The sequence below is a fragment of the Paenibacillus sp. Root52 genome (assembly GCF_001426865.1).
Taxonomy (GTDB): Bacteria; Bacillota; Bacilli; order Paenibacillales; family Paenibacillaceae; genus Paenibacillus.
This window is the reverse complement of sequence record NZ_LMFO01000003.1, coordinates 114,170-135,983: the sequence shown is the minus strand read 5'-3', so window position 1 is coordinate 135,983 and position 21,814 is coordinate 114,170. Positions and strand designations below refer to the sequence as shown.

Below are 21,814 nucleotides of genomic sequence, written 5' to 3'. Positions count from 1 at the left end.
TAGTGAAGTTTGGCTACAGCAATTGTTTTTATACATACATGAATTCATCTCACAATATCTTAAGCTGCTTCAAAAAATCAGGACTAGTTACCCAAATTCATTGTTTAGTACGTTATGAAATAGATTCATTCACCCTATATTTTGGAATAAAACCATTAAAATTTTTGCAGTATTTCTAACAATATTTCAGTGCGAACTTCGTAATTTCTTAACAAATTCAATTCACCCAGGAGTGTGACCTCAATGATCAAAGTACTTCTTATAGAGGATGAGAAAAATCTCGCGGACATGATCGCTTTCTTTCTTGAGGAGGAGGGGTACATAACTGAACGGGTTCATCATGCAAAGGACGCTCTACTGCTGTTCCCTCAGTTTCAACCAGACATTGTGGTGACTGATCTTATGTTGCCTGAAACGGATGGCAATGATCTTGTAGATGCGTTTCGCCAGCAATCAACAGTGCCTATTCTTATGATCTCTGCAAGCACAATGTTAAATGATCGACTTCGAGCATTACATAATGGTGCGGATGATTTCCTATGTAAACCCTTCAGCCTGAAAGAGCTCGATGCTCGAATTAAGGCTCTATTGCGCAGATCAGCCATTACCTATTCCGACAAACCGCTCCAAGAGGAAAAACCGACCGATGTGGCCGGACATGTGAGCGTGAATGAATATAGACGAACCCTTTTTGTGGATGGACAAGAAATCGAGGTTACCCATATTGAGTTTGAAATTATGAAAGAATTATACGGTAATCCCGGCAAAGTATTTACACGTAATGAGCTTATGGATCGCATCAAAGGCTCAGAACGGGCGTATCTGGATCGTACCATTGATGTACACATATCCAGCTTGCGTAAAAAGATTGAACCCGATCCCAAAAATCCCCGCTTTATCAAAACGGTTTGGGGAACAGGCTATAAATATGTCATCTAGCTTTACTATAATTGCTTGAATCATCACTTAAATACATAGCCATTACTTCCCCTGTCATGATCGAATGGACATGGTGGAAGGAATGGCGTTTTTATTGTCCTGCGGAGAAGTTTGAAGCCAGCGCTGAATCTCGGATAACCACTGATCTAATTGTCCAGGGTGCCACAAGCTAAGTTTAACTTCCCCTGAACCCGAAATTTGCTGCAAATGTCGTTTGCGAATAAGTGAATGGAAATCAGTAATGACAAGCAATGGAATCTGAGGCATAAACGCCCGAATCGCATTAGCTGCGGATATTGCACAGGAGGCGTCCTTATAATCCACGATACAATAACGGGACTTCTCCCATCCGCTCCGCTCTTTCATTATTCCTTCGTGTTCTCGTTCGCATGTCTCTTCGACGATCCATTGTCGCAACCTTGGAATCATCTCGTCATATGCAATGCTACGGCTTCCATCCGAAAGAACAGTAATGGGCTCCATAATGTTACCTCCAGTAATTTCATTACTTCTATTGTGAGCTTTTTCATTTAAAAATGTTTGTGCGTGAACATGAAAGAAGTGTTAACAATCTTCGCACTTCTTTACAATATACATTTGGCGCATTAGCGTTGATTTCGCAGTTTAGACACATTCATGTAAAATAGAGAAGTACCCGTGTGCTTTACTTCACGGGAATCTAAGAGAAGATCTGGTAATATAGGAGGTTATGAATCGATGAATATTGTTTCCATTGAACCAACACCCAGTCCTAATACGATGATGTTGCATCTGGATGAACGTCTGGAAGACGGAATCCGCAAAACATATACGCTGGACAATGAGCGCTCTGCCCCAGCCTTTATTCGCCAAATGCTTCACATCCCTGGTGTAAAAAGTGTATTTCACACCACCGACTTCGTAGCTTTGGATCGTAAAGGGAATGCAGACTGGTCAGTTATCCTTGGTGAAGTTCAGAGCCGCCTAGGACAACAGGGTCTAGATTTGGATTGGATTGACGGTGAAGATCATTCCGGCGAACATTTTGGTGAAGCACAAGTATTCGTACAATTCTTCCGAGGTGTGCCTATGCAGATTCGGGTAAAAGCAGGTGCAAAAGAAGAACGTGTCGGACTCTCAGATCGGTTTGTCAAAGCCGTTACTGAAGTCGCCAGTGCTACGCTGATCAAAGAACGGAAGCTAAAAGACTACGGTGTTCGTTACGGTGAACTTCCAGATATCGCTCGCGAAGTAGAACAGGAGCTTGAAGCTGCGTATCCTGCTGACCGATTGAATCAAGTGATCCAGCAAGCCATTGCGCACGGTACCAATGCCGAAGAATTTGTGGAACGTCGCCGCCAGCTCGAAGGTGCTGAGCTTGAAGAAGCTCTAAACAGCACAGACTGGAATGTACGCTACGCAGCGTTCGACGGTATGGAGCCCACACCAGAGCGATTGCCACTGGTAGCTCATGCGCTTAAGGATGAGAAAATGCAAATACGGAGATTAGCTGTTGTATATCTCGGTGACATTCGCACACCAGAAGCCATGGAGCTGTTATATGAAGCACTACAAGATAGCTCACCTGCTGTACGTCGTACCGCAGGAGATACCCTATCTGATATCGGAGATCCGGCTGCAACTGCGGCTATGACAGCCACGTTAACTGATAACAGCAAGCTTGTACGCTGGCGTGCAGCCCGTTTCCTCTATGAAGTTGGGACGGAAGAAGCGGAAGAAGCTCTACGCCTAGCTGCTGAAGATCCCGAATTCGAAGTAAGCCTGCAAGCGAAGATGGCCTTGGAACGCATTGAATCAGGTGAACAGGCAGCCGGTACGGTATGGCAGCAAATGGCTGGCCGGAACAAAAAAACGGAATAGGCCAAAAACGTCGTAACCAATATTTGTTATTGCACTAGGAAACATTGAGCGTTATACTGAGTCTCTGTTCAGGAAACCAAACAAAGCTTGTCATGTTTGGAACCCATAAAAATTTCATAGACATATAGATACACCTCATCCATTGATGATGAGGTAGAGGTCGCGGGTGCGATCAGTATGCTGAAGGAGGCGCTAAGGAGCCGCTTAAGATCTCAGCAGAAAGGTGCACCCGCCGAAGCTCACTGGACGCTTCCTTGTTTAGTCCAGTGTCGCTGGGGCTGTTGCCGAAAGGTGCAGAACTGTCACAGTTGGAACATACAACGCTTCAAGCAAGTATGATTTCTACTGTGTTGAGCTATCTTAAACATCGGGGACAATGTGGTGCGGACTAGATAAAGAGACCGCAGGCGGAATGCCTGCGGTCTTTGTTATTGTTATGTATCCATTACCTATATGAACAACTCAGTATTTGAATGAAGGAGTGTTTCCATGCAAGACCGCAACAATGCTACATCAACTGGATCATCACTAAAAAAAGGGCTTCGTGCCCGGCATATGACCATGATCGCTCTTGGTGGATCGATCGGTACCGGACTGTTTCTTGCAAGTGGTACTGCCATCTCTACCGCTGGCCCGGGCGGCGCACTCATTGCTTATGCAGCCGTAGGAATCATGGTATATTTCCTCATGACAAGTCTCGGAGAGTTGGCCACATTCATGCCTGACTCCGGTTCATTTAATACGTATGCCGCCCGCTACGTTGACCCTGCACTTGGGTTCGCGATGGGCTGGAATTTCTGGTACAACTGGGCTGTTACCATTGCCGCAGAACTTGCTGCAGCTACTGTGCTTATTAAATACTGGTTCCCAGATAGCAATTCTATGCTGTGGAGTTTGTTATTTCTCGTACTGATCTTCTCCTTAAATATTCTGTCGGTTAAAGGATACGGAGAATCGGAATACTGGTTCGCCATCATCAAGGTAGCTACCGTCATTATCTTCCTTACGGTGGGTGTACTTATGATCTTTGGTATTATGGGCGGAGAAGCTGTTGGGTTTAGCAACTTTACCATAGGCGACGCACCCTTCCATGGTGGATTCTTCACCGTGCTTGGTGTATTTATGGCAGCAGGATTCTCCTTCCAAGGGACGGAGCTGATTGGTGTCGCTGCCGGAGAAAGTGAAAACCCACGTGAAAATGTACCTCGTGCGATTCGGCAAGTATTCTGGCGTATCCTTATTTTTTACATTTTGGCGATTACGGTGATCAGTCTAATCATTCCATATACACACCCGAATCTGCTCAAAGGTGATTTGAATAATATCGGTGTCAGTCCGTTTACCCTTGTGTTTGAGAAGGCTGGACTAGCGATTGCCGCTTCTGTTATGAATGCCGTAATTTTGACTTCTGTACTGTCAGCAGGTAACTCAGGTATGTATGCCTCCAGCCGCGTACTCTACGCTCTTGCTCGGGATGGCAAAGCACCACGTTTCTTGGCACGATTGAACAGAAAAGGTATTCCTATGAACGCCCTGCTCATCACGACTGCAGTCGGAATGCTGGCCTTCCTTGCCTCCCTGTTTGGAGATGGGATCGTGTACACGTGGTTGCTTAATGCATCCGGTATGTGTGGTTTTATCACCTGGCTCGGTATTGCCATCAGTCATTATCGCTTCCGTAAGGCTTACGTTGCTCAAGGCAGAGATCTGAATGATCTACCTTACCGTGCACGCTGGTTCCCATTTGGCCCGATTTTTGCTTTTGTATTGTGCATTATCGTTATAATCGGCCAGAACTATCAGGCATTTACAGGCGATCAGATTGATTGGAGCGGCGCACTAGTTGCTTACTTAAGTGTACCGTTGTTCCTAATTCTGTGGCTCGGGTACAAATGGATTAAGAAAACCAAGGTGGTGCCTTTGCAAGAATGTGATTTCACCTCTTCAACAGATTAAATTACAGACAGCTTTCCTTCCGTGCGGAGGGAAAGCTGTCTTTTATTATATTGAGGTTTGCGATCTGCAATTGTTTGAACCAACTATTTCTCCTTCGGACATAAAAAAGAACGCTTCTGCATGAAGCGCCCTCGTTCCTAATAATGAATCCGTTCTTACGTTCTTATTCATATCGTTAGCAAATGATAGTCAGCGATTATAACGTCCATGTAATTTTCACACGCAAATCGGTGGTGTCTGCCATGTTCGAAACGTAATAGGATATCGACTTCATCCCTAGCTGATATAAATCCTGTAGATCCTGAACTAAACCTTGCTCTGTTCCTTTATATCTGAATGTTAGCGATGTTCCCCCGTCCTTCATTACCGTTTGTACTTTCTCCTTCAAGGCAGCATGTTCCCGAATCGCATCACTCTCGTTATACAAGGAATAGTCCAGGGTATGGTACAGCTTCTGATAAGCAGCTGTTTTACTACCTCCCTCGGTAATCAGACCATGCAGCACCTCACGGTATAACGTTGGGGCAGCGGGATATTTACCATTATTCGTCCAGAAGTGGTCACGCGCCATTTCAGTATCACTCAGCAAGTAATAATTATAGCTCACCTTTCCTTTACGGTCAGGTGTAGGATCATCCCACGTTGTGTCCATGTGGTACCATTTCCCATCCAGTTTAACCAGATTCCAAGCATGCAGCTGATCACCAGCTGTACCTTCAACGATCCGATTCTCAATGCCCACTTGCTCTAACATGCGGTAAGCCAGCAAAGAATATCCCTGACACACGGTGCTACCCGTTACCAGTCCATCGTATGCTGTATATTTCTTTAGCGAGGTATCATAGGCGAGGTTAAGCACAATCCAGTCATGGATCACTTTAACCTTCTCATGATTGGACATGCCTGGAACGATGATCTCCTTCAGGACGCTCGCGACTTTTCGGTTTACATAGTCTGTCTGTGCCCTCGTTTCCCGATAGGACAATGTAATATGTACCTCTGCCGACACATTGGAGCCTTTATAATTAAATGCGTAACTCTTCACCGTATATTGAATATAAGGGTCGCTCTTCATCGCTTCATCGATAGAGCTCTGCAACTGTTTTTTGAGGCCTTTCACATTACCCTTGTATGTAAAAACAAGTTCCTCTGTACGCTGAGACATCGCCGTTAACAACGTCTTGCGCAATTCTGCAGTCGTAGATATGTCCGTCGTTCCGGATGCAGCATATAATTGATCCAGATCAACCGTCCGCGGTAAAGCCACAGCAATTAAGCAGCTAGCTAGCAAAATGGTGATAATTCGTTTCCCATTCTTGCCCATGAAAGGATACCACCTCTCTTCGCAAAGTTCTCATGCCTCATTGTATCACAAAAGCAACTGACATCAGGCTTCTAGTTTTGTCGAAAAGAATCAAAAGAGACCTTCCACAGAAGGTCCCTCTTATCTTCAGTAAAATAAACATCATTCCGTTATTCTTATCCTATGAACTTACCACGGATTTATGACATCATGCTCTCGTTTAATACAGGCGGTTACCGCTCATAAACGTGTCTGTCTTGCCTTGGAGCTTCGCAAGTCGTTCTAATACCTGCGCAGCTTCTGCAACGGTTACCTTACGAGCCGGCATGAAGCGGCCTTCAATGGAAGGTAGCAGGCCTAGCTTCAGGCTGAGTGAAACTGCGCCTTTGTTCGTCACAGCTCCTGCATCTGCGATGTTAGGCAGATCAGAAGGTAACGTGTAGAATCCAGCCAATTTCTCATACCGCAAGATCCGAACGAGTAATACAGCCAGCTCTTCGCGTGTCATTTCTTCTTGAGGATTCAAATTCTTCTCTGGGTCAGATCCACCTAACCAACGTTGATCAAGCAACGTTCGAACCGCTGGATAGTAAGGACTATCAGACGTAATGTCAGCGAAAGGCTTGTCATCACTGTCTCCCCCGTAATACATATCCATACTCGGATTGATTGCTCTGGCCAAATAGTTGAACCAGTCCCCTTTTGTAATGACACGATCTGGAAGAATACGCCCCTGCTCATCAGCAATGAATACGCCATGCTCAATCATGCTTGTAAGGGCTGTCTCTGCAACATGCCCTGCAATATCCGTAGGCTGTGTCTTGGAGGATGAATTCAAGTCTCCATACATACTTCTCCACTCACCCGTGTTGGCATCCAGTACCTCATACAGACCATAGATCGAGTTTTCACTACGTGTTGGCACATATGCCAATTTGATTCCCATAGGGACTGCTTCCCCATTCGTCATACCATATCCACCATAACGGGAATAGGCAAGAATCAATTGAATCTCTTTAAGATAAGTTGCCTTGGCATCCTCATAACTGATGGCAGGCTTCGCATCTGTAGGTAACTGCTCTGGAGTTGCAGTTACTCTCGCATAATATTCCGTGATAGAACCATCCTTCGCCACTTGAACCTGTAGAGAATCGTCTTTTACTAGAATTCCATTCATATATCGTTTGAACAGGAACGTTCTTGCTCCATCCATTTCAATGACTGTGGACAGGCGGAACTGCTTCGCTGCATCTGGAGCAAGTGCAATAGCCGTATTGACCGCCAGCTTCTCTGCCTCTGCTTTGGTTACAGACTTACTGCTTGTCTCCTCCGTAGCTTCCACTTCTGTCGTTCCTGGCATGATGCGCTGATACACGTTAAAACTGTAGATCTGCCCTGTCACTGCATCAACCTGTGCCGAGATATCTCTCATGAACATGTATGAAGCACTCGCATTGCGATTACTCCAGCTCAAACTCCAGACCTGACTGTTAGGGCTAGCATAATAACCTTTGATCAGCTGGCTATGATCTAATTGATATCCTTTTGGAATGTCGAAATTCTTCTTAATTAAGCTCTCGGCTTGAGATGCATTCAATTTCTGTCCTGTATTTGGAACAAAAGCAGCCACACTTCCCTTTAAGGGTTTGTCTTGTTGCTCCGAATCGGACGTTATTTCTTCACCAGTCATTGGGTTAATTGGATTCAGCGTGTTTGCATCCAGCCCATTGCCTGAACTTTTGGGTAAATAGCCAAGATAATATTTCTGCCCTTTACGGGATGAGAATCCATCTGGTGAAATATAAGCAAGCTCAACATCAAATTGCTCGTCAAATTTCTTTTTGGCCTGCTCGGCAGATAGTACCGGCTTCGATGAAGGGTAGTCGCTCTCAATAGTGCTGCGTGAATAACCTGTGACTCTTCCCTGGTCATCAACGTTCACATAAGCTGTCTCAGCCTCAGATAATAGACCTTCATGCTTCAACTGATACTGGTACTGATATTCCGTTCTGCCGAATAACGATTGTTGTACAGCGTATGGATAGGAATCAGAAATAGCTACAAATGCGTCTTTCTCTAAATCTGGTATAGCTTCATATAAAAATGCTTCAGCCAGCTTCTCTGCTTCAGACTCTTTCACCTGGCGGTCTGATTCAGTACGCTGTTTGTCCAGTAGCTCTGAAGGCAAATGCACACTGAGTACCTCACCTGTGCCAGCATGTACAGTGGCGCTGAACCCCATGGAACTATTGCCTTCACGAATTCCAAAACCAATCTCCCACGCTTTATAATCTGGCGGCGGGAAAGAGTTCGGTGAATCGAAATTGGCAGATGTAATGGTTGCCTTTTGGAGCAACGGAAATAGTTTCAATATGTTATCACTGGCTTGCTTAGAGGAGATCTTAGCTCCTTCCGGCACATCACTGTTTACGACACTTAATACATCTTCCCCCGTTGAAGCTTCGGTTACCTGTTCCGCTGTTGCTGCTGACACGCTGCCTGCAAACCCTGGAGCTTGCGATGCCAGAAGCAAGGTTGCCATTGCAGCTGTTGCTGCTTTAGCGGTCATCATTTTGAATCGAACGTGAAAACTCAAATCTGTACCTCTCCCTTCAATCTCATACATGGACACACATCAAATAACCCCGCATGAATATTGCTAGTCTATTCTATGATACCATAAGCTTCCTTTTTAATCGTCCTTTTCCCAACAATTTTACAAATGTGAATTTTGGCAAATTATCCGAAAACGTTAGAAAAACACCTATCGACGTACTTTCAAAGAAGATATACTGCGCTTAGCTGAGATTTATTTTGCGATAATCGAATGGTTCAGTTCCGCTAAAAACTTATGAATTCTTTTAACTACAAAAAAACGCCAACATCGTTGGCGTTTCACTTTCATACTTTTATTAGTTCGTGTGCACAAACCTCTATATCATTGTCTGGGATATTAATCATCACTCGCTGCCGCTTGGGTCTGCTCTTGTACTTGAACATGCTTCTGCAGGAAAGGAATAACCGTCTCCCAGAATGCTGGATCTTCCTCTGAGCAGCTATGTCCACCACTGTTCACCCATAAATGCTCTACCGGGGGATCGGCTTTGGTCATAAAATACTCCAGCTCGCTAGGAGGGATAAAATTATCTCCTTTCGAATGAACCATAAGCAGTGGTAACTGCATCCCTTTACGCCGTTCATTCAACAACATTACAGGCTCGCGCTGTCGATAGGACTTCAGCGACTCTCCGAGTCGCCAGAACCAGATTCGCGGTATAAGCTGAGCCAGCGGAAATAATGGGAGACGACGCCGTCTTAGTTCCGAACTTACGATAACTTCAAACTGAGATGGCATCGAGTCCGTAATCACTGCAGAGACAGGGAGATTCTCCGTTACAGCCAGAATTGTACCTAATCCCCCAAGTGAATGTCCCAACACCCCGATGGCTTCTGGATCAATCTCAGGTCTTGTGGACATATATTTCAACGCCGAGAGTAGATCATCACGGAATAAATAGGCTGAAGCCGCTGGAACGGCATCACTCTCTCCATGACTGCGAACGTCATACATAAATAAAGCGTATCCTGCTTCCCAGATTGGGCGTGCATAGCGGAGTACCCGGGAGCGATTAGAACCCCAACCATGCGCAATGATGACTAACGGCCACGGCTTCGGTACATTTGCAGCAGCAGGAATGAACCAGCCATGCACTCTCCCTCCACCACTATCAAAGGTTACATCTTCAAAGGGCATAGGCGGCGTCAACGTGATCGGAATTTTTTTTGGCGTTTGGCTGTTCACCGCTGCTTTCCACAGTCCTCCTGCAGTTAAGGCTGCAAAAGCAATCATTCCCCCAACCATCGTTCTCGTCTTCACAGGCGTCTCTCCTCTCCGGCTCTTGGCATACCTTCATCATAAGATAGGATTATTAACTACACATTAAGGATCATCGATGAAATAGATCATTCTTACCCACTCACATATCTTTCGTCAAACTTATACTTACCCAATTTACGAATGGCTTGTCACTATCCTTTTATTCTAGCCGCGTCTACAAATGCACGTGTACATGCCGCAATCTGTTCATAATTACCACTTGCTAGTGCCTCTTTAGGAAGAAGCGCGCTTCCCAAGCCTACCGCTGCTGCACCCGCAGCGTAATACTCTGCTATATTGTCTAAGTTCGCGCCACCAGTCGCAAGCAGTGGAATATGATTCAATGGCGCCTTGATCTCCCGCAAATACGGAATGCCTAGACTTGCCATTGGGAACAGCTTCACCACCTTGGCACCTGCTTCATAGGCAGCAACAATCTCCGTGGGTGTCATTGCCCCAGGCCAGATCTCTACACCTTGTTCTACAGCATATTCAATAACGGATAGATCGACATTGGGCGAGACCAAAAATTGTGCGCCTGCAGCCACCGCTTCTCGTGCCATCTGTACATTTAATACGGTTCCGGCTCCTACATAGGCCTGTCCTTCATGTCGTTCTCGCCAATCAGCAATAATATCATGTGCACCCGCCGTATTGAGCGTAACCTCCATCAGACGTATTCCACCCTCAGTCATTCCTTGCCCTGCAGTAACAGCAGCCTCTCGGCTAATTCCACGTACAATCGCGACCAGCCTTGATTCTAATAATGTTTCCGTCAAATTCATATTCCTATTCCCCTCGCTTCATCAATTCGTCTCAATATCAACTTCAATGCCGATGAACCCATTAGGCACTCTTTATAATTAATGTAGACTTTTTATACAACCCCTTAGAACTATTGTAAAACATATCTTCCCTTGGTTGAACTACGAAAAGAATAGAAAAACGATGATAACCGTTTCAACTCTTCTAGAGAGCTGTCCCGATCACCATCGTTGGATATCTAACGCGTTATAAGGTTCGTTTACGCATTTTCTAACACACTGTCTTGATCCATCTCTCGAAAATACTTTTCGTTATACAGCATGCTTGGATGGGTTGGATGGTAAGCCAGAGCAATCATGTTATGTTCTTTCGCCTTGGTCCGATTACCCAGCCTGTCATAACACACACATAGCTGTAGGTGCGGCATCCAAGTCCACGCGGCTTCATTCACTGGAACGATGGGGTCAGCAGGTCGTATAGCCTGAGTCGCCTGTTCATACCAGAACACCGCTTTGCGGTAATCCTCACGGTCGGCAAAATAGCCTCCAAGGCGGCAGCATATCTCTGCTCTCGGTAAGTCATAAGCGAATGATCTTAGCAGTGCAGCAATCTCTTGATCTGGACGTTTCCGTGCAGCTTCGCAATCCGCCATCTTTTGACATGCAGCAATCTGATCCTCTACCCAGCCTAACCCCGTATCCAGAAACTTCGTATAATAAGCTACCGCGTCCTCATACTGTCCGTGATCTTTAAGCTCATTCCCAAAATAATATAAGTCACGCGGAGAAAAGACTTCGCCTGCCTGTTCCCGTTTGCGATAAATGTTCAGGTTACGATCTGTATATACTTTATCTTTCTTATGTGTGACAGCTACATCACTATGCAGCAAATGCCCGCTCACTTCCAAGTATTCATGCACTGCACCAATCCAGCGAAAATGACGATCCCGACGAACCAGTCGATTCCGCCTCAGACTGTATGCTACCTGACCATCTGCTGTAAATGAAAGATTATAATTCATCGTCACACTGTCCACCGCTGGATCAAGGGATCGTTTCAGAGCAATAAGCTTCTCCCGATCTTGAGGTTCGAACACATCGTCGGCATCGAGCCAGAGGATATATTCACTCGTCGCCTGATCAAAGGCAAAATTCCGCGCAGCCGCAAAATCATCTACCCATTCAAAATCTACAATATGCTCCGTATACCTTGTAGCAATCTGGCGGGTACGGTCTGTCGAGCCAGTATCCACAATAACCACTTCATCTGCAATACCGTTAACCGAGTCCAGACAGCGCGCAAGGGAATTCTCTTCATTTTTCACAATCATACATAGTGTTATCGTTATCGTCTCTTCTGCACGCCTAACCCTCCGATTATAAGCGGCCACCCCTGGCAGTTCAGACAAACGATAGATGTGATAGGCAGGATGATGTGTATCAACAAACAATGAAAATCCTAATGCTTGAGCCCGAATACAGAAGTGACGATCCTCCCCCCAAAATGAAACATTAGGGATCTGATCAAACGTAACACCTGCCTCCAATACATTCCTACGTATGAGCGTACATGCCCCCAGCCCCCCTACTTCATAACAGCCTGGATGATGCAATTGCTGCAAAAAAACTTCTGTCTGAATCGTCTGATTATCTGCTTCCGTTCCCTCAGCTACCTTCACACCTCGGCGGTACAACTGATATTCATCCTGCAGCCAAACTTGAGGCATCTCCCTTGCGCCTGGTTGCCAGCGCGTCCAAAAGATATTGGATACGATCTCTTTCTCCGTGGAAACGAGCTGTTCCAGTGTTCTAGGATGTAACACCAGATCAGAATCGATGAGAAATACGGCATCATACCGGTGTTCACACACGTATTTCAAAATCTGATTCTTCAAGCCAGCTACCCGCCAGACTTGTTCATCCTGCCAATAGTGTCCACCCTCATCCTTGGTGTATGAACCTTTCTGATAATCTTCATCTTCATTCAGCATCGCGTCTACGGTAATAATGGTACCTTCATTTTCTGTTACAAAATCTCGAAGCATATCCGAAGAGGCAGTTTCCTCATTATCGTCCACAAATAAATAGTCTGTTCTTACCGTGGTTCGCTCCAGTGCACATAGGGATTCAAGGAATTCTCGGAGCACGGGTGCAGTTTGACGCACTGGACTCGCAATCAGTATGTTTTGCTTAGGTTTTCCCTTCTTCAATCTTATTCCTCCTCCCTTATTCTAACCATGGCAGAAGTCTAGGCTCTGGATCCAAAATAGACTCATACTGTTCCTTCCACCCATATCTCGCATCCGGATCTAGTGCCTGATAACGCTCCACCTTACGAATTCGGTCTTCTTCCCGTGCCCAACCATAATGCTTCACCCGAGGTACATGACAAGCGTAGGAAAAATGCTGAATCGTTAGCGGGAAGCGGCCGCAATGCTGAGGTGTTTCCTTCCACTCATAATCCCAGTCATGACGATACCGAATAAGAAATGGACGATAGTACGCATGAGCCTGCCAATACTGATCTTCTCGATATGAAGTCTCGCTCCACATATCAAACAAGCGGAAGTAGATCGCATCCTCTTCTCCACTTAATAGTTGGTCGCGTATAACTCCAAAATCAGGTGTTAATATCTCATCAGCATCTAAATTCAGAATCCACTCTGGTTTGGTAGAGATGGTTGCCTGCCACTGCTGTTTCCGTAGACTGACTTCATCCGCAAACTGGGGTGTAGAATTCTCTACTAATAGTAGCGGTATATCCTGAAGTATCTCCCGACACATCGAAACTGTGCCATCTGTACTGCCGTCATCAATGATAACTGCCCGATCAATCCAAGGCCGATGCGTCTCCAGTGCCTGCCTTAAATAACGATGCTCCTCATTACGAACAATCATCGATAAGGTCATATGCGGTCTACTGTTGTCCTGATGCTCTGTCAAAGCTTCACCCCCACCCTTCAGATCGTGACCATGTATGTATGCCCATTCTTAAGACAATAGAACTGGGTCTAATCCTTAACGGGATGAATCATATATCAGGTGAACCATTCATGTTGTACACCATCCATTCATGCTCATTGGAACAGATCGTGCCCCCATAGCTACTGTATGCATAGGAGGATTAAGGTTATGTCAGGCATGCTCATTTCGTACATGTGCGGTGTGTACTACGCGTTTATGTGCTATGCGATTGGCAAGTGTATATGGCAAAAAAGCACCCGCTTTCGCGGATGCTTAGGATATCGAAAAGGTTTAATGTATGAATTCACTCACTCATTCTTCGATTAACGATATTGAGCCAAACGATCATTCAGACTGCGCGTCTGTCCATACACCTCTTGGTACAGTGCGAATAACCCGTCATATACTGCAACTGTTTCTGGGTTAGGATCATAGGATTTCGCTGGACGAAGGAACGCTGTAGCACATGCTTGCAATGATGGGAACCAACCACATCCATAAGCTGCCAACATCGCTGCTCCCATCGCTGGACCTTGTTCACTCTCCAACTTCACGATGGTTGCGTTGAAGATATCTGCTTGCATTTGCAGCCAAGCTTCATTCTTAGCACCACCGCCGATGGAGATAACTTCTGTCACGGTCTTACCAGACCCACGCAAAATATCAATGGATTCGCGAAGTGAGAACGTAATGCCTTCCATCACTGCACGTCCAAAGTGTTCCAGCTTATGCCCAGCATCCATACCAATAAAGCTACCACGAATGTTAGCATCAGGGTGTGGGGTACGCTCCCCTACAATGTATGGCGTGAACAATAAGCCTTGGCTTCCAGCGGGTACCTGATCAATGCCCTGTAAGAGCACATCAAATGATTTGTCCGCTGCAAATGTATCCTTAAACCAGGATAAGCTATATCCTGCCGCCAGGGTTACCCCCATAATATAGAAGGCATCCTTCTCACCATGGTTGAAAAAATGGACTTTTCCTTCGAAATCGAGATCTTTGCGCTCCTCGTAGGACAGAATAACCCCAGATGTGCCAATACTGCACATGGTCTGCCCTTCACTCAGGATACCTGCACCAATCGCGCCGCAGGCATTGTCAGCACCACCTGCAAATACTTTGGTCGCTGCTGCCAGCCCCGTTTGATCCGCAATCTCCGGCAACAGTGTCCCCACTTCCTCGAAAGATTCCACAAGTCGTGGACAGAGTGAGATGGGCAGTTCAAACGCTTCTGCAATCTCTTGGCTCCATTGCTTGCCCGCAACGTCAAGCAGCAACGTACCCGCCGCGTCAGAATAATCCATTGCGTAATCTCCGGTTAGGCGATAACGCACATAATCCTTCGGCAATAGGAACACAGCTGCCTGTTGCAACACCTCAGGTTCGTTTTCTTGAACCCACAAGATTTTAGGTAATGTAAATCCTTCAAGTGCACGATTCCGGGCGATGCTTAACAGCTTACCATCCAGCACCTTCTCGATGCGGCGGCACTGTGCCGTTGTGCGTGTATCATTCCATAGAATAGCATTGCGAAGTGGCTTGCCTGCGGCATCTACCAACACAAGTCCATGCATCTGTCCAGAGAAGCTCAAACCTTCAATTTCGGAAGGCTGTACGCCAGATACCTCCAACAATTTGCGAAGCGATACAATCGTCTGCTCTACCCAGTCCTCTGGATTCTGTTCGCTGTATCCAGCCTTAGGCTGGTAAAGCGGGTATGACTCAGATGCTTCAAATGCCACTTTACCTTCACGGTCAACCAGTACAGTCTTAACTGCGCTCGTTCCCAGATCGACACCAATTACATAACTCATAAGTATACTCCTTTCGTTTGTAGCAGGATTGAATAAAAACCTCGGGCATGTAAGGTCACTCCGTAATCAGAAGACCCTTGGATCGCCGTTATCCCTGAATTTCCTTGATTCCCTTTTGGAAAGGGAGAAATCCCGGGATAAATGCGCGCGCTTCGCTTCCTTGGGTTCTTTCTGATCACTCCGTTTTGCATGCCCTTTATGCATTTCATTCAAACGGTACAACGTACTCGTTTTTGGCAGCTAGGATCCTCCAATGACATCACACCGTCATTGGTTGTGAACGATGTAAGCCTCGGGCATGTAAGGTCACTCCGTGGTCAGAAGACCCTCCGATCGCCTTAACCGTCAGATTTTCTCATTCCCCTTGTTCAAGGGTAAAATCCGGGGATAAATGCGCGCGCTTCGTTTCTCCGGGCTCTTTCTGTCCACTTCATTCGGCATGCCCTTCCTACATTTCATTGTAAGATCGCCATATCCCGTGCTGCTCACGTTTCAAAAAAAACCGTCCCCGCCTTCCCAGAGGAAAGCGGGGACGGTTTGAATGTCACGCTTATTCAACGTCCAGGGTGCAAGATGTTCCTGCACCGAGTAGTAAGAGGTATTCATGCTTTGCTGTAAGCTCGCTTATGATCTGGTCATAGGCAGAGCCATCAGAGCATGAATCCGTCTTGCTCTATGACTGTCTTAGTCAGCCAGGATGTATTGGTTGAGTTTTGCTCTCAGCAATTCCTGACGTCCGGATTGATTTTTGCGTGGGCTTTCGTTGTTCAGTGCATACTCAGCAAGGGAAGCAAGTGTTGCTTTACCTTCAACCACTTCTGCACCAATGCCTTCGCTGAAGCTGCTGTAACGTTTTTCGATGAAGTCATCGAATACGCGATCTTCGATCAGTTTTGCAGCTACTTTCAGACCTTTTGCATACGTGTCCATACCAGCGATGTGTGCCAGGAACAGATCCTCAGGCTCGAAGGAACCACGACGAACTTTCGCGTCAAAGTTCACGCCACCACGGCCGATACCGCCGTTTTTCAATACTTCATACATTGTCAGCGTTGCATCATACATGTCCACTGGGAACTCATCCGTATCCCAACCGATCAGTAGATCGCCTTGGTTTGCATCCAGGGAACCGAGCATGCCGTTGATACGTGCTACGCGGATCTCATGATCAAACGTATGACCTGCCAGTGTAGCGTGGTTCGCTTCAAGGTTCAACTTGAACTGTTTGTCCAGATCATACTTTTGCAAGAATGCAATGGAAGTAGCTGCATCGAAGTCATATTGATGCTTCGTTGGCTCTTTTGGTTTAGGCTCGATCAGGAATTGCGCGTCGAAGCCGATTTCCTTCGCATAATCAACAGCCATATGGAACATGCGAGCAATGTTGTCTTGCTCCAGTTGCATGTCTGTATTCAGCAATGTGTCATAACCTTCACGACCGCCCCAGAATACATAGTTTTCTGCACCCAGACGTTTACCAACTTCCAGACCTTTCTTGATCTGTGCTGCTGCATGAGCGTATACATCAGCGTTACACGTGGAAGCTGCACCAAACATGAAGCGTGGGTTGGAGAACATGTTCGCTGTGTTCCAGAGCAGCTTTTTGCCGCTAGCTTTCATGTGCTCTTCCAGCAGATCAACGATCGTATCGATGTTGCTGTAGAATTCACGCAGTGTTGCACCTTCTGGAGCGATGTCCACATCGTGGAAACAGAAGTACGGCAGATTCATTTTTTCCATAAATTCAAAAGCCGCTTCAACGCGAACTTTCGCTTTATCCAGACCGGAGTAGCTATCCCAAGAACGAACAGCAGTCTCCGCACCAAACGGATCACTGCCGCCTGCAGTTAATGTATGCCAGTAAGCCATGCCGAAACGGAAGTGATCTTCCATCGTTTTGCCAGCAACAACTTCTTCTGGATTATAGTGTTTAAAAGAAAATGGATTCGTGGAATCTTTACCTTCGAATGCAATTTTATTAACGGATTCAAAATAGGCCATGTGTAAAATGCCTCCTCAATAGTTTTAAAGAAATCGTTTACACCGTTATCCTATCACATCGATTATACTTTGTCTATCCATTAAACAAAGTTAAATAAAAATGTTTTTTGCACGTTTGTTTACGCTATAATAGTCGAATAGCTTGCTATCGGATATCATTGTGAACTCTTTTAGCAGAGAGAATAGGAGTGCCTTGTTGATATGAAAATTACCGGAGACCAGATGCTGGTCAAAAAAATAAATAAATCGATCGTCCTCGATACTATTAGACGTCATGCCCCCCTCTCTCGTGCGCGAGTATCCGAGGTTACAGGGCTTAACAAAGCCACGGTCTCTAATCTGGTCGCTGATTTAATCAATGACGAGTTAGTACAAGAGATCGGCCCAGGGGAGTCTAGTGGCGGACGCAAACCACTGATGCTGCTCTTTCGAGGTACAGCCGGCTATGCGGTTGGATTGGAACTCAGTGTCACTCATTTAAAAGGTGTACTTACGGATCTGGAAGGCCATATTATTACCGAATATGCTGTGCAATTGGAGCAGCATGATGTATCGTCCGTATTTGAGCAGTTGAAGCTCGCGGCTGATTACTTAATACAAACTGCACCGCTTTCACCTCATGGCGTAATTGGTATTGGCATCGGTGTACCCGGCATGGTTGATGAGGAAGGTACTGTGCTATACGCACCCAATCTACAGTGGGAGAAAGTTCCACTACGTGCCATGTTAGAGAAAGCTTTCCAACTACCTGTCACGATTGATAATGAGGCCAATGCTGGTGCTCATGGTGAACTGAATTTTGGCGCAGGTATCGGCGTTCGGCATCTAATCTACATCAGCGCGGGCATCGGGATTGGATCAGGCATTATGGTAGATGGCGAATTGTACAAAGGCGCTTGGGGTTATGCTGGAGAAACCGGTCATATGTCTATTGAATCTGAGGGAAGACCTTGCTCTTGTGGCAATCGTGGCTGCTGGGAGTTATACGCTTCGGAGAGAGCTTATGAACATTATCAAGTGCATCTGCCTGCACACACAACCAAAGAATTGATTGAATATGCCGCTCAAGGGCATGAAGCTGTATTGACATTATACGAAGGCATCGGTCGTAAATTAGGTATTGGCATTACCAATATCGTCAATAGCTTCAATCCAGAACGTATCATTATTGGTGGAGGATTATCCAAAGCACGCCCATGGATCGAAACGGCATTAAGACAAGTTGTTGAGGAGCGGACACTGCCATATCATCGCCGCAGTTTGCAGATTGAATGGGCTGCTCTAGGTAGCCGTTCAACAAGAGTGGGTGCAGCTTACTCTGCTATTTCCCAATTTTTAGGTAGAATCAGAGTATCCGTCTAATAACTAATGAAATTGACATCATTTCGCCCCATTTCCTCCCTTTTTGTTAAAGAAATCCAGGGGTATAATGTATATATGTGATTTTTGTCATGGCGACATGTGCGTCGTTATGTTATTCCCTATAACGAAACGGAGTGAACACCTGTGACCTACGTAGATACCTCAGATATCTCGGCGCAAATGTTTGTCACCGTACTCCTGTTCCTGATCGTGCTTGCGCCAATGTTCAGCCTTGGCATACTCCGGTTATTTCAGAGCAAAAAAAAGGCTGGTTTCATGTACATGCTGTCAGGCTTAGTGGTGTATGTAATATTTCAGACCTTTATGAGTATCTTTTTCTAGATGAACAATAACTTGAAGTAACACAACGCAACGCAAAATCCTCTTCTGCAGTCATTCAAAGGACATGTGATCATGTCTCTGAATTGCTACTGGAAGGGGATTTCTCGTGTAATCACCTGTTTAGAAGCAGAACGAACAAAAGAAGCCTTAATCCTAATCTGGACTAAGGCTTCTTTCGTATATTTATATTCAAACGGCTCGCGCGAACCGGAATAGCTATAGATTATCTTAAGTCTTCCACCTTGTAGCGCTCAGACGATTCGTCTAATTTATGCGTCCAATGCTTTAGCGAATTGTGTTTTGTTCATTCCCAGGATGCGATGTTCGCCGATAACAGTTAGTGGTACAGCACGTACGCCCATGTCCCATACTTGTTGTGCGAATTCATCACTAGTTTCGATGTTGCGCTCTTCATAAGCGATCCCTTTGTCAGCCAAGAAACTTTTAACTGATTTGCAGTTCGGACAGTTAGTCGATGTGTATACAATTACGTTTTCCATGATCTATTCACCTCATATAGTTTAGTTATTTTTTATATTTATTGATCTAGCCATCTTGCTTCATTCAGCATTCAGCAGATTCTTACAGGGAAACTGCAGTGTGCTCCAGGCTCTCGATATATTTCTCTGTATCCATTGCCGCCATACATCCACTTCCTGCTGCTGTAATGGCTTGTTTGTAACGAGTATCCTGTACATCTCCACAAGCGAATACACCTGGGATGTTTGTCTCGGATGTGCCTGGTGTTGTCAAAATATAACCATGCTCGTCAGTTGTGATCTGTCCACCCAAGAAGCCTGTGTTAGGCGTATGACCAATCGCTACGAATACACCGCTCGCAGGGATCACTTCTTCTTCACCTGTTGCGTTGTTCAGCACTTTCAGACCAGTTACACCATTCTCACCAGCAAGTACTTCAAGCGGAGTACGATTCAAAGCCATCTCTACTTTTTCATTGCTGCGTGCACGATCCTGCATGATTTTGGAGCCACGCAGTTCTTCACGACGGTGTACCAACGTTACTTTGGAACCAAAACGGGACAGGAAGCTTGCTTCTTCAAGCGCGGAGTCACCGCCACCAATAACAATAATTTCTTTGTTACGGAAGAAGAATCCGTCACATGTTGCACAAGTACTTACACCACGTCCAACATTGGTTTCTTCACCAGGAATGCCAAGATATTTAGCAGATGCGCCTGTAGACAAGATCAGCGTTTCCGATACGAGTTCTCCCATACCTTCAACTTGGATTTTGAATGGACGCTCGCTCATGTCGATGTTATTAACCCAGCCTGTGCGGAATTCTGCACCGAAGCGTTCTGCTTGTTTACGCATATTATCCATCAATTCAGGACCCATAATTCCGTCAGGGAAACCTGGGAAGTTCTCAACTTCTGTTGTTGTTGTCAGTTGACCACCAGGTTGTGGTCCTTCAATAACGAGTGGGCTCAAGTTGGCGCGTGCCAGATAGATTGCTGCTGTCAGTCCCGCAGGACCTGTTCCAATAATAATTGATTTATACATGTATAGTTCCTCCCCCGGTTTCTACAAAAAGGTTCGACTCTCCAGCATCAAAAGCAAACGCCTTTGCATACACTAAAAATGAGAGCCCAGATCATGTCCATATGACTGGACTGTTATGACAATTGCCCTATGCAGAAACGGAATTCTAATTTATAATCATTCTAATCTGTTGTTCATTATGATCTCTTTTATGTAAGGTGTCAATGCTCTGCAGCGATTATGAAGAAGTCTTCATCAGGAGGGAAAATAGAAGCATGAACGAAGCACTCATTGGCAGCTTTATTTCAGCCATGTCCACCGGCCTTGGTGCCATACCGATTTTATTTATGCGCAAAGTAACACATCGACTCCGTGATATTTTGCTTGCTTACGCAGCAGGTATCATGACCTCTGCCTCCGTGTACAATCTCATTCCCGAAGCACTCGGTCAATCGAACCTATTTGTATTGGCTGTTGGCATTTTGCTCGGTAGTATGGTTCTACTCGTGTTAGAGATGAAGATTCCGCATGTGGATCTGGAAAATCCCGAGAAGATGCCATTCAAAATTGAAGCCAAAGCCTTCATGATTATCGCAGCCATTACAATGCATAACTTGCCTGAAGGACTATCCGTTGGTGTTAGTTACGCCAGTGAGGATGCTAATCTAGGTAACCTGATTGCACTATCCATTGGTTTGCAAAATGCACCTGAAGGATTCCTGGTCGCGCTTTTCCTCGTCAATCAGAACATTGGTCGCTTCAAAGCTCTGGGTATTGCTACTCTCACGGGAGCCGTTGAGATTATTACAGCAATGATCGGATACACGCTTAGCAGTCTGGTTGAGGGTCTTGTACCGTATGGACTGGCATTTGCAGCAGGAGCAATGATGTTCATTGTCTACAAAGAGTTAATTCCCGAAAGCCACGGGGATGGCAATGCACGAGTCGCAACCGTTTCATTCCTGCTCGGACTTATCACCATGATTGGTCTGACTGAACTTTTCTAGTTCCACACATAACACATCTCATAACGTAAAACGTATATATGAGATCACAAAAAGAGAACCCGATCCAACAGCTCACCGCTGCCGATGGGGTTCTCTTTTTGTCCATAAATGAAGATTCC

17 protein-coding genes and 1 riboswitch are annotated in these 21,814 nt (G+C 45.7%); of the genes, 6 read left to right on the top strand and 11 right to left on the bottom strand.

Annotated elements, in window-relative coordinates:
• Positions 1–243 precede the first annotated feature (243 nt).
• Complete coding sequence (locus ASD24_RS06615) at positions 244–939, top strand: response regulator transcription factor (RefSeq protein ID WP_056693344.1); 696 nt, start codon at positions 244–246, stop codon at positions 937–939.
• A 54-nt stretch (positions 940–993) separates the two neighbouring features.
• Here the strand turns inward: ASD24_RS06615 and ASD24_RS06610 are convergent, their stop codons facing one another.
• On the bottom strand, positions 994–1,422 hold the full coding sequence (locus ASD24_RS06610) for a hypothetical protein (RefSeq protein WP_056693341.1): 429 nt from the start codon (positions 1,420–1,422) through the stop codon (positions 994–996).
• A gap of 234 nt (positions 1,423–1,656) precedes the next feature.
• On the opposite strand from ASD24_RS06610, the gene ASD24_RS06605 reads away from it, so the two are divergent.
• Both ASD24_RS06605 and ASD24_RS06600 read left to right on the top strand, forming a co-directional pair.
• Positions 1,657–2,799: a virulence factor gene (locus ASD24_RS06605; RefSeq protein WP_056693338.1), complete on the top strand. Its 1,143-nt coding sequence runs from the start codon at positions 1,657–1,659 to the stop codon at positions 2,797–2,799.
• A gap of 146 nt (positions 2,800–2,945) precedes the next feature.
• A riboswitch (Lysine riboswitch) is annotated at positions 2,946–3,165 on the top strand.
• 123 nt (positions 3,166–3,288) lie between these two features.
• The gene (locus ASD24_RS06600; protein WP_056693333.1) at positions 3,289–4,755 is read left to right on the top strand and encodes an amino acid permease; all 1,467 of its coding nucleotides are present in this window, start codon (positions 3,289–3,291) and stop codon (positions 4,753–4,755) included.
• A gap of 196 nt (positions 4,756–4,951) precedes the next feature.
• On the opposite strand, the gene ASD24_RS06595 is transcribed toward ASD24_RS06600, so the two are convergent.
• The 8 genes from ASD24_RS06595 to xylA all read right to left on the bottom strand — a co-directional run bounded on the left by ASD24_RS06595 (position 4,952) and on the right by xylA (position 17,481).
• Positions 4,952–6,079, bottom strand: a complete 1,128-nt coding sequence (locus tag ASD24_RS06595; protein WP_056693330.1) for a transglutaminase domain-containing protein — start codon at positions 6,077–6,079, stop codon at positions 4,952–4,954.
• A gap of 199 nt (positions 6,080–6,278) precedes the next feature.
• Complete coding sequence (locus ASD24_RS06590; RefSeq protein WP_162248928.1) at positions 6,279–8,654, bottom strand: S-layer homology domain-containing protein; 2,376 nt, start codon at positions 8,652–8,654, stop codon at positions 6,279–6,281.
• 357 nt (positions 8,655–9,011) lie between these two features.
• Complete coding sequence (locus tag ASD24_RS06585; RefSeq protein WP_235540429.1) at positions 9,012–9,935, bottom strand: alpha/beta hydrolase; 924 nt, start codon at positions 9,933–9,935, stop codon at positions 9,012–9,014.
• Between the two features lie 152 nt (positions 9,936–10,087).
• On the bottom strand, positions 10,088–10,720 hold the full coding sequence (locus ASD24_RS06580) for a bifunctional 4-hydroxy-2-oxoglutarate aldolase/2-dehydro-3-deoxy-phosphogluconate aldolase (protein WP_056693324.1): 633 nt from the start codon (positions 10,718–10,720) through the stop codon (positions 10,088–10,090).
• Positions 10,721–10,959: 239 nt separating this feature from the next.
• Entirely contained in the window at positions 10,960–12,030 is a 1,071-nt protein-coding gene (locus ASD24_RS31400) for a glycosyltransferase (protein ID WP_056693512.1), read from the bottom strand.
• Positions 12,031–12,925: 895 nt separating this feature from the next.
• The gene (locus ASD24_RS06570; protein ID WP_235540425.1) at positions 12,926–13,642 is read right to left on the bottom strand and encodes a glycosyltransferase family 2 protein; all 717 of its coding nucleotides are present in this window, start codon (positions 13,640–13,642) and stop codon (positions 12,926–12,928) included.
• Positions 13,643–13,986: 344 nt separating this feature from the next.
• Positions 13,987–15,480 carry a xylulokinase gene (xylB, locus tag ASD24_RS06565; protein WP_056693321.1) on the bottom strand — a complete coding sequence of 498 codons (1,494 nt, stop codon included), beginning with the start codon at positions 15,478–15,480 and terminating at the stop codon, positions 13,987–13,989.
• Positions 15,481–16,164: 684 nt separating this feature from the next.
• Positions 16,165–17,481, bottom strand: coding sequence for a xylose isomerase (xylA, locus tag ASD24_RS06560; RefSeq protein WP_056693316.1), 1,317 nt, complete (start codon positions 17,479–17,481; stop codon positions 16,165–16,167).
• Between the two features lie 201 nt (positions 17,482–17,682).
• Here xylA and ASD24_RS06555 point away from each other — a divergent pair, with 201 nt between their 5' ends.
• Positions 17,683–18,843: an ROK family transcriptional regulator gene (locus ASD24_RS06555; protein ID WP_056693313.1), complete on the top strand. Its 1,161-nt coding sequence runs from the start codon at positions 17,683–17,685 to the stop codon at positions 18,841–18,843.
• A gap of 144 nt (positions 18,844–18,987) precedes the next feature.
• Positions 18,988–19,185 (top strand): hypothetical protein, encoded by a 198-nt coding sequence (locus tag ASD24_RS06550; RefSeq protein ID WP_056693310.1) that lies wholly within the window; start codon positions 18,988–18,990, stop codon positions 19,183–19,185.
• 269 nt (positions 19,186–19,454) lie between these two features.
• Here ASD24_RS06550 and ASD24_RS06545 read toward each other — a convergent pair whose 3' ends face one another.
• Both ASD24_RS06545 and trxB read right to left on the bottom strand, forming a co-directional pair.
• Complete coding sequence (locus tag ASD24_RS06545) at positions 19,455–19,685, bottom strand: glutaredoxin family protein (RefSeq protein ID WP_056693307.1); 231 nt, start codon at positions 19,683–19,685, stop codon at positions 19,455–19,457.
• Positions 19,686–19,767: 82 nt separating this feature from the next.
• A complete protein-coding gene (gene trxB, locus ASD24_RS06540) occupies positions 19,768–20,709 on the bottom strand; it encodes a thioredoxin-disulfide reductase (RefSeq protein ID WP_056693304.1) in 942 nt (313 codons plus the stop codon).
• A gap of 254 nt (positions 20,710–20,963) precedes the next feature.
• Between trxB and ASD24_RS06535 the strand changes: the two genes are divergently transcribed.
• Positions 20,964–21,695 carry a ZIP family metal transporter gene (locus ASD24_RS06535; RefSeq protein WP_056693302.1) on the top strand — a complete coding sequence of 244 codons (732 nt, stop codon included), beginning with the start codon at positions 20,964–20,966 and terminating at the stop codon, positions 21,693–21,695.
• The last annotated feature ends 119 nt before the right edge of the window (positions 21,696–21,814 follow it).

Excerpts from the sequence above, each read along its gene's own strand:
- ASD24_RS06615 (WP_056693344.1), top strand. The coding sequence starts at position 244 with ATGATCAAAGTACTTCTTATAGAGGATGAGAAAAATCTCGCGGACATG.
- ASD24_RS06610 (WP_056693341.1), bottom strand. The coding sequence starts at position 1,422 with ATGGAGCCCATTACTGTTCTTTCGGATGGAAGCCGTAGCATTGCATAT.
- ASD24_RS06605 (WP_056693338.1), top strand. The coding sequence starts at position 1,657 with ATGAATATTGTTTCCATTGAACCAACACCCAGTCCTAATACGATGATG.
- ASD24_RS06600 (WP_056693333.1), top strand. The coding sequence starts at position 3,289 with ATGCAAGACCGCAACAATGCTACATCAACTGGATCATCACTAAAAAAA.
- ASD24_RS06595 (WP_056693330.1), bottom strand. The coding sequence starts at position 6,079 with ATGGGCAAGAATGGGAAACGAATTATCACCATTTTGCTAGCTAGCTGC.
- ASD24_RS06580 (WP_056693324.1), bottom strand. The coding sequence starts at position 10,720 with ATGAATTTGACGGAAACATTATTAGAATCAAGGCTGGTCGCGATTGTA.
- ASD24_RS31400 (WP_056693512.1), bottom strand. The coding sequence starts at position 12,030 with ATGATTGTGAAAAATGAAGAGAATTCCCTTGCGCGCTGTCTGGACTCG.
- xylB (WP_056693321.1), bottom strand. The coding sequence starts at position 15,480 with ATGAGTTATGTAATTGGTGTCGATCTGGGAACGAGCGCAGTTAAGACT.
- xylA (WP_056693316.1), bottom strand. The coding sequence starts at position 17,481 with ATGGCCTATTTTGAATCCGTTAATAAAATTGCATTCGAAGGTAAAGAT.
- ASD24_RS06555 (WP_056693313.1), top strand. The coding sequence starts at position 17,683 with ATGAAAATTACCGGAGACCAGATGCTGGTCAAAAAAATAAATAAATCG.
- ASD24_RS06545 (WP_056693307.1), bottom strand. The coding sequence starts at position 19,685 with ATGGAAAACGTAATTGTATACACATCGACTAACTGTCCGAACTGCAAA.
- trxB (WP_056693304.1), bottom strand. The coding sequence starts at position 20,709 with ATGTATAAATCAATTATTATTGGAACAGGTCCTGCGGGACTGACAGCA.
- ASD24_RS06535 (WP_056693302.1), top strand. The coding sequence starts at position 20,964 with ATGAACGAAGCACTCATTGGCAGCTTTATTTCAGCCATGTCCACCGGC.